The sequence below is a fragment of the Thiobacillus sp. 65-1402 genome, from assembly GCF_001897685.1.
Lineage (GTDB): Bacteria > Pseudomonadota > Gammaproteobacteria > Burkholderiales > Thiobacillaceae > Thiobacillus.
In genome coordinates this window covers 1-8005 of record NZ_MKUG01000121.1, presented here as the reverse complement: position 1 = coordinate 8005, position 8005 = coordinate 1, and the positions used below count along the sequence as shown (strand labels likewise).

The 8005-nt window shown below is 61.4% G+C and carries 8 protein-coding genes and 1 tRNA gene; all 9 read left to right on the top strand.

Features of this window, described 5'->3' with window-relative positions; genetic code table 11:
- On the top strand, window positions 1-619 hold a 619-nt coding region (locus tag BGO62_RS09900; protein WP_296641870.1), incomplete at its 5' end, for an EF-Tu/IF-2/RF-3 family GTPase.
- 67 nt (window positions 620-686) lie between these two features.
- Window positions 687-762: transfer RNA gene (locus tag BGO62_RS09895), tRNA-Trp, on the top strand.
- A gap of 29 nt (window positions 763-791) precedes the next feature.
- Window positions 792-1139: a preprotein translocase subunit SecE gene (secE, locus tag BGO62_RS09890; protein WP_296641868.1), complete on the top strand. Its 348-nt coding sequence runs from the start codon at window positions 792-794 to the stop codon at window positions 1137-1139.
- Window positions 1136-1669 carry a transcription termination/antitermination protein NusG gene (nusG, locus tag BGO62_RS09885; protein ID WP_296641867.1) on the top strand — a complete coding sequence of 178 codons (534 nt, stop codon included), beginning with the start codon at window positions 1136-1138 and terminating at the stop codon, window positions 1667-1669. The genes secE and nusG overlap by 4 nt, the downstream gene beginning before the upstream one ends.
- Before the next feature lie 100 nt (window positions 1670-1769).
- Window positions 1770-2201, top strand: coding sequence for a 50S ribosomal protein L11 (gene rplK, locus BGO62_RS09880; RefSeq protein ID WP_018079642.1), 432 nt, complete (start codon window positions 1770-1772; stop codon window positions 2199-2201).
- Between the two features lies 1 nt (window position 2202).
- Window positions 2203-2898: a 50S ribosomal protein L1 gene (rplA, locus tag BGO62_RS09875; protein ID WP_296641862.1), complete on the top strand. Its 696-nt coding sequence runs from the start codon at window positions 2203-2205 to the stop codon at window positions 2896-2898.
- A 275-nt stretch (window positions 2899-3173) separates the two neighbouring features.
- A complete protein-coding gene (gene rplJ, locus BGO62_RS09870; protein ID WP_296641860.1) occupies window positions 3174-3695 on the top strand; it encodes a 50S ribosomal protein L10 in 522 nt (173 codons plus the stop codon).
- A 70-nt stretch (window positions 3696-3765) separates the two neighbouring features.
- Window positions 3766-4146 carry a 50S ribosomal protein L7/L12 gene (gene rplL, locus BGO62_RS09865; RefSeq protein WP_296641857.1) on the top strand — a complete coding sequence of 127 codons (381 nt, stop codon included), beginning with the start codon at window positions 3766-3768 and terminating at the stop codon, window positions 4144-4146.
- A gap of 231 nt (window positions 4147-4377) precedes the next feature.
- The coding region (gene rpoB, locus BGO62_RS09860; protein ID WP_296641855.1) for a DNA-directed RNA polymerase subunit beta at window positions 4378-8005 on the top strand (3628 nt) is incomplete at its 3' end.

The following is an 8005-nucleotide window of genomic DNA, read 5'->3' as shown; positions in this document are numbered from 1 at the left end:
CATGAAGCTGGCCGAAGCCCTCGACTCCTACATCCCCGAGCCCGAGCGCGCCATCGACAAGCCCTTCCTGATGCATGTTGAAGACGTCTTCTCCATCTCCGGTCGCGGCACCGTCGTCACCGGTCGTGTCGAGCGCGGCATCATCAAGGTTGGCGAAGAAATCGAAATCGTCGGCATCAGCCCGACCGTCAAGACCACCTGCACCGGCGTCGAGATGTTCAGAAAGCTGCTCGACCAAGGTCAGGCCGGCGACAACGTCGGCGTGCTGCTGCGCGGCACCAAGCGTGAAGAAGTCCAGCGCGGCCAGGTTCTGGCCAAGCCCGGCTCCATCAAGCCGCACACCAAGTTCAGCGCCGAGATCTACGTATTGTCGAAGGACGAAGGCGGCCGCCACACCCCCTTCTTCAATGGCTACCGTCCGCAGTTCTACTTCCGCACCACCGACGTCACCGGCAGCATTGAACTGCCGGCCGGCACCGAAATGGTGATGCCTGGCGACAACGTTAGCATCAAGGTATCGCTGATTCAACCGATCGCCATGGACGAGGGTCTGCGCTTCGCCATCCGCGAAGGTGGCCGCACCGTTGGTGCCGGCGTCGTGGCCAAGATCGAAGAGTAAGGCGGGCGGTTTGCTACAAGGCGGCCTGGCGTGCGGAATGCACGCTGGAGCCGGCCTTTAAGAATACAGGCCAATAGCTCAATTGGTAGAGCGTCGGTCTCCAAAACCGAAGGTTGGGGGTTCGAGACCCTCTTGGCCTGCCACAGGATAAGCCGCAAGGCGCACAGCATTCATGGCTGACAAACTCAAGCTGCTGGTAGCAGTGTTGCTGGTCATCGCAGGGGTGGCCGGCTTTTATTTTTTTGCGGACGCGCCGACCGTGGTGCGTGTGCTGTCCGTGCTGGCGGGCCTCGTGCTGGCCGGCGTCGTTGCCGGAATGTCGACTCCCGGCCGGCAGTTTTTCCGTTTCGCGCTCGACGCGCGTGACGAGGCCAAGAAGGTTGTCTGGCCGACCCGCAAGGAAACCATCCAGATGACCGGCGTGGTCATGCTGTTCGTGATCGTGATGGCGCTGTTTCTGTGGGCGGTGGATGGTATTTTGATGTGGTTGGTCAAGTTGGCCATGGGACGGGGGAGTTGAGTATGCGGTGGTATGTGGTTCATGCCTACTCCGGCTTCGAGAAAAGCGTCGCGCGCAATCTGGTTGAGCGCATCGAGCGCGCCGGCATGAAGGATCGCTTTGGCGAAATCCTGGTGCCGGTGGAGGAAGTGGTGGAAATGAAGGGCGGTCAGAAAAAAACCGCCGAGCGCAAGTTTTTCCCCGGCTATGTCCTGGTGCAGATGGAGATGGACGACGACACCTGGCATCTGGTGAAGAGCACCCCCAAGGTGACCGGGTTTGTCGGCGGCACTGCAACCAAGCCTGCTCCCATTTCCGAAAAAGAAGTGCAATCCATCCTCGATCAGATGCGCGAGGGGGTGGAGAAGCCCAAGCCCAAGGTGTTGTTCGAGGTGGGTGAGGTGGTTCGGGTCATTGATGGCCCGTTTACCGACTTCAATGGCAATGTGGAAGAAGTGAATTACGACAAGAGCAAATTGCGCGTGTCGGTAATGATTTTCGGCCGGGCGACGCCCGTCGAACTGGGGTTCGGCCAGGTCGAAAAAAGCTGAGTTCCGGCATTAACGCCGGGAAGCGGAATCCGGTTTTTCCGGAGAGGAGCGCGAGTAGGGTGACCCAAAGCGCGCTGGTACTCACTAATTAGGAGCCATCATGGCAAAGAAGATTGTCGGCTATATCAAGCTGCAAGTGCCGGCGGGGAAAGCCAACCCGTCGCCCCCCATCGGTCCCGCGCTCGGTCAGCGCGGCCTCAATATCATGGAGTTCTGCAAGGCGTTCAACGCCAAGACGCAGGGCATGGAGCCCGGTCTGCCGATCCCGGTGGTGATCACCGCGTTCGCGGACAAGAGCTTCACCTTCATCATGAAGACGCCGCCCGCGACGGTGCTGATCAAGAAGGCGATCAAGCTCGACAAGGGCAGTGCCAAGCCGAACCTGGACAAGGTGGGGACGATCACCCGCGCCCAGCTCGAAGAAATCGCCAAGACCAAGGAGCCCGACCTGACTGCGGCCGACATGGACGCGGCAGTGCGCACCATCGCCGGTACGGCCCGCTCCATGGGCATCATCGTGGAGGGGGTCTAAGATGGCTAATGCATCCAAGCGCTTGCGCGCACTCAAAGAGAAAATCGACCGCAACCGCAACTATCCGGTGGCCGATGCCCTGCAGCTGATCAAGGAAACCGCAACCGCCAAGTTCGACGAGTCGGTCGACGTCGCGGTCAATCTTGGCGTCGATGCCCGCAAATCCGACCAGATGGTGCGTGGTGCGGTGGTGCTGCCGAAAGGGATCGGCAAGACGGTTCGCGTGGCCGTGTTCGCCCAGGGCGACAACGCGCAGAAGGCGCGCGACGCCGGTGCGGATATCGTCGGCTTCGACGATCTTGCAGCCGAAATCAAGGCCGGCAAGATGGATTTCGATGTGGTGATCGCAACCCCCGATGCCATGCGCGTCGTCGGTCAGCTCGGCCAGATCCTGGGCCCGCGCGGCCTGATGCCGAACCCGAAAGTGGGCACGGTGTCGCCTGACGTGGTGGGCGCGGTGAAAAACGCCAAGGCCGGCCAGGTGCAGTATCGCACCGACAAGGGGGGCATTGTGCACTGCACGATCGGCCGCGCCTCGTTCAGCATCGATGACCTGAAAGAGAACCTGGCGGCTCTGCTGGACGCGTTGCAGCGTGCCAAGCCCGCCAGCTCCAAGGGGATCTATTTCAAGCGCCTGTCGGTGTCGAGCACCATGGGCGTGGGCGTGCGCGTCGACCAGGCCAGCGTCAGCGCGTGATTCCTGATACGGGCATCTCTGCAAAGAGTGCCTGAATGAACTTTGGGCCGTCAGCTGGCAGGTTTGGCTGGCGGGTTGTCAAAGACCGTAGGCATCCGCAAGGATTTAATTGCCGGCGGGTGGCAGATGGGTGATGGGATTCCGTCCTCTGTTTGTCTTCGCCGGTCCCTACGCAGATGGCGTTCCCCAGCAGGGTTTTCCTGTCAAGGTCGCCAGCCGGAGCATCCCGTGGGCACAAGCGGGCAATGCTCCGTAACTGAGAAGGAGGTAAGACCTTGAGTCTGAATCTTGAAGAAAAGAAAGCCGTCGTTGCCGAGGTCGCCGCGCAGGTTGCGGCCGCCCAGACGGTTGTCGTTGCCGAGTATCGTGGCATCACGGTGGAAAACATGACCCAGTTGCGTGTGAAAGCGCGCAAGGACGGGGTCTATCTGCGCGTATTGAAAAATACGCTGGTGCGCCGAGCGGTTGCGGATACGCCATTTGCAGGCATTGCCGACCAGTTGGTCGGCCCGCTTGCCTACGGTATTTCCCAAGATCCGGTGGCGGCTGCCAAAGTGATGCACGAGTTTGCCAAGACCAACGACAAGTTCGTGATCAAGGCCGGTGCCATGCCCAACTTCATCATGTCCGCCCAGGATGTGGGGAATCTGGCCAGCATGCCCAGCCGCGAAGAACTGTTGGCCAAGCTCTTGGGCACCATGCAGGCCCCGGTTGCGCAATTCGTTCGCACGCTCAACGAAGTGCCGACCAAGTTCGTTCGCGGACTGGCGGCGGTGCGCGACAAGCAGGCCGCTTGAGCGGTCTGTCGACAACCCATCGACGATATTGTTTTTTTAATCTGAAGCATAATTGACAGGAGTAATACAAATGGCTGTTGCAAAAGCTGACATTCTGGACGCCATCGCTAACATGACCGTGCTTGAGCTGTCCGAGCTCATCAAGGAAATGGAAGAGAAATTCGGCGTTTCCGCCGCTGCTGCTGCGGTTGCCGTGGCTGCCCCCGCTGCCGGCGGCGCTGCTGCTGCTGCTGAAGAGCAGACCGAGTTCACCGTGATGCTGAACTCCGCTGGCGAGAAGAAAGTCGAAGTCATCAAGGTCGTGCGCGCTGCCACCGGCCTGGGTCTGAAGGAAGCCAAGGACCTGGTCGACGGCGCTCCCAAGGCTGTGAAGGAAGGCGTGTCCAAGGCCGATGCCGACGCGCTGAAGAAGCAGTTGGAAGAAGCTGGCGCTACCGTCGAAGTCAAATAAGTCAACGGCAATTAAGGCGGTGCGTGCAAATGCGCCGCCTCATTCCGGTGACGCATTTATTTCGCCACGCTTATTTCTGCGGTGTGCTGCGGGGAAACCCGCGGCAGACGCAAGCAGCAAATACCCGGAACCCGGATTCGGCTTCCGGGCATTTTTGCTTTTTGCGTGTGCCTCACAAGCGCCGGTACGTAGCCCGCGTGCCCGCCCGCCCCTGATCGTCAAGGAGACCCCATGGCTTATACCTTTACCGAGAAAAAACGTCTGCGCAAGAGCTTTGCCAGCCGTACCAATACCCTTCCGGTGCCTTTTCTTCTGGCGACCCAGCTTGAATCCTATCGCGCTTTCCTGCAGGAAGGCCGCTCGCGCGAAGAGCGCCTGAACGAAGGCTTGCAGGCCGCGTTCACCTCGATTTTTCCCATCGTCAGCCACAGCGGCAATGCCCGCCTGGAGTATGTCAGCTACACGCTGGGCGAGCCGGTGTTCGACATCAAGGAATGCCAGCAGCGTGGTCTGACCTATTGTGCGCCGCTGCGCGCCAAGGTGCGCCTGGTCATCATGGACAAGGAAGCGTCCAAGCCGACGATCAAGGAAGTCAAGGAGCAGGAGGTCTACATGGGCGAGATCCCGCTCATGACGCCGACCGGCTCGTTCGTGATCAACGGCACCGAGCGGGTGATCGTGTCGCAGTTGCACCGCTCCCCCGGCGTGTTCTTCGAGCATGACCGTGGCAAGACCCACAGTTCGGGCAAGCTGTTGTTCTCGGCGCGCGTGATTCCCTACCGCGGCTCGTGGCTGGACTTCGAGTTCGACGCCAAGGACATCCTGTTCTTCCGCGTCGACCGTCGCCGCAAGATGCCGGTCACCATCCTGCTGAAAGCGCTGGGCTACACTCCGGCCACCATTCTGGACGATTTCTTCAGCAAAGACACCTTCTACATCAACACCCAGGGCGTGCAGTTCGAACTGGTGCCCGAGCGCCTGCGCGGCGAGATTGCACGCTTCGACATCTGCGGCAAGGACGGCCACGTCATCGTCGCCAAGGACAAGCGCATCACAGCCAAGCACATTCGCGAGCTGGATGCGGCAGGTGTCAAGAAGTGGGCGGTGCCGGCCGAGTTCGTGGTGGGTCGCGTGCTGTCGCATGATGTGGTGGACACCGGCACCGGCGAGCTGGTGGCGCGCGCCAACGACGAGATCACCGAGGATCTGTTGACCAAGCTGGCCGCGGCTGGCATTGAAAAATTCAACACGCTCTACACCAACGACCTCGATCACGGCGCCTTCATTTCGCAGACCCTGCGCACCGACGACACCACGGACGAATATGCCGCCAAGGTCGCGATCTACCGCATGATGCGGCCGGGCGAACCGCCCACCGAAGATGCGGTGAAGGCGCTGTTCGGCAATCTGTTCTTCAGCGAAGAGCGTTACGATCTGTCGGCCGTGGGCCGCATGAAGTTCAACCGCCGCATCGGCCGCGACGAACTGACCGGCGCCGGCACGCTGTCGACCGAAGACATCGTTGCCGTCATCAAGATTCTGGTCGAGCTGCGCAATGGCCGCGGCGAAATCGACGATATCGACCATCTCGGCAACCGCCGCGTGCGTTCGGTGGGCGAGCTGGCTGAAAACCAGTTCCGCGCCGGCCTGGTACGGGTCGAACGCGCGGTGCGCGAACGCCTGTCGCAGGCGGAATCCGACAACCTGATGCCGCACGACCTGATCAACGCCAAGCCGGTGTCGGCGGCGATCAAGGAGTTCTTCGGCTCCAGCCAGCTGTCGCAGTTCATGGACCAGACCAATCCGCTGTCCGAGATCACCCACAAGCGCCGCGTCTCCGCGCTGGGCCCCGGCGGCCTGACCCGCGAGCGCGCCGGTTTCGAAGTGCGCGACGTGCACCCGACCCACTACGGTCGCGTGTGTCCGATCGAAACGCCGGAAGGCCCGAACATCGGCCTGATCAACTCGCTGGCCCTGTTCGCGCGCACCAACTGGTATGGCTTCATCGAAACGCCGTATAGAAAAGTCGTCAACAACAGGGTGACCGACGAGATCGAGTTCCTGTCGGCGATCGAAGAAAGCAAGTACGTGATCGCGCAGGCCAACGCCGAACTTGATGCGAAGGACAAGTTCAAGGACGACCTGGTGTCGTGCCGCTACAAGAACGAATTCACGCTGTCGACGCCGGACCGCATCGAGTACATGGACGTGGCGCCGGCGCAGATCGTGTCGGTGGCAGCCTCGCTGATCCCGTTCCTCGAGCACGACGACGCCAACCGCGCGCTGATGGGCTCCAACATGCAGCGCCAGGCGGTGCCGTGTCTGCGTCCGGAGAAGCCCTTTGTCGGTACCGGCATCGAGCGCACCGCCGCGGTCGACTCCGGCACGGTGGTCACTGCGTATCGCGGCGGCATCGTCGACTACATCGACGCCAGCCGGATCGTGATCCGCGTGCACGACGAAGAAGCGCGTGCGGGCGAGGTCGGGGTGGATATCTATTCGCTGATCAAGTACACGCGCTCCAACCAGAACACCAACATCAACCAGCGTCCGCTGGTGAAGGTGGGCGATGTCATCGCACGCGGCGACGTGATCGCCGATGGCGCGTCGACCGACATGGGCGAGCTGGCGCTGGGCCAGAACATGCTGGTCGCCTTCATGCCGTGGAACGGCTACAACTTCGAAGACTCGATCCTGATCAACGAGAAAGTGGTCGCCGAAGACCGCTACACCTCGATCCACATCGAGGAGCTGTCGGTGGTGGCGCGCGACACCAAGCTGGGCCCGGAAGAAATCACCCGCGACATCTCCAACCTCGCCGAGCGCCAGCTGGGCCGTCTGGACGATTCCGGCATCATCGCCATCGGCGCGGAAGTCGAGGCGGGTGACGTGCTGGTCGGCAAGGTCACGCCCAAGGGCGAAACCCAGCTGACTCCGGAGGAGAAGCTGCTGCGCGCCATCTTCGGCGAAAAGGCCAGCGACGTGAAAGACACCAGCCTGAAGGTGCCGTCCGGCATGTCCGGCGTGGTGATCGACGTGCAGGTGTTCACCCGCGAGGGCATCGAGCGCGACAAGCGCGCGCAGTCGATCATCGACACCCAGCTGGCGGAATACCGCAAGGACATGACCGACCGCATGCGTATCGTCGAGGACGACACCTTTGCGCGACTGGAAAAGCTGCTGCACCTGAAGGTCGCCAACGGCGGCCCGAAGAAGCTCGCCAAGGGCAGCAAGGTCACCCGGGACTATCTGGAATCGGTGAACCGCCACGACTGGTTCGACATCCGTCTGGCCGACGACGAGGCCAGCCGTCAGGTCGAATCGCTGAAGGACAGCCTCACGCAAAAGCGCATCGAATTCGATGCAATGTTCGAAGAGAAGAAGAAAAAGCTCACCGCCGGCGACGAACTGCCGCCCGGCGTGCAGAAGATGGTCAAGGTCTACCTGGCGGTCAAGCGCCGCCTGCAGCCCGGCGACAAGATGGCCGGCCGCCACGGCAACAAGGGCGTGGTGTCAAAAATCGTTCCGGTCGAAGACATGCCCTTCATGGCCGACGGCCGCCCGGTCGACATCGTGCTGAACCCGCTCGGCGTGCCGTCGCGGATGAACATCGGCCAGATTCTGGAAACCCACCTCGGCTGGGCCTCCAAGGGCCTGGGCGAGCGTATCGGCGAAATGCTGGCGGCGCAGACCAAGACGCTGGTGAAGGATATGCGCCACTTCCTGAAGGAGATCTACAACCAGTCAGGCAAGTCGGAGGATCTCGACAGCTTCAGCGACGACGAAGTGATCGAACTTGCGCGCAACCTGACCAAGGGCGTGCCGTTTGCCTCGCCGGTATTCGACGGTGCCTCGGAAG

Bases quoted from the DNA above. Each gene is read 5' to 3' on its own strand.
- rplA (WP_296641862.1), top strand. From the start codon at position 2,203: ATGGCTAATGCATCCAAGCGCTTGCGCGCACTCAAAGAGAAAATCGAC.
- rplK (WP_018079642.1), top strand. From the start codon at position 1,770: ATGGCAAAGAAGATTGTCGGCTATATCAAGCTGCAAGTGCCGGCGGGG.
- rplL (WP_296641857.1), top strand. From the start codon at position 3,766: ATGGCTGTTGCAAAAGCTGACATTCTGGACGCCATCGCTAACATGACC.
- secE (WP_296641868.1), top strand. From the start codon at position 792: ATGGCTGACAAACTCAAGCTGCTGGTAGCAGTGTTGCTGGTCATCGCA.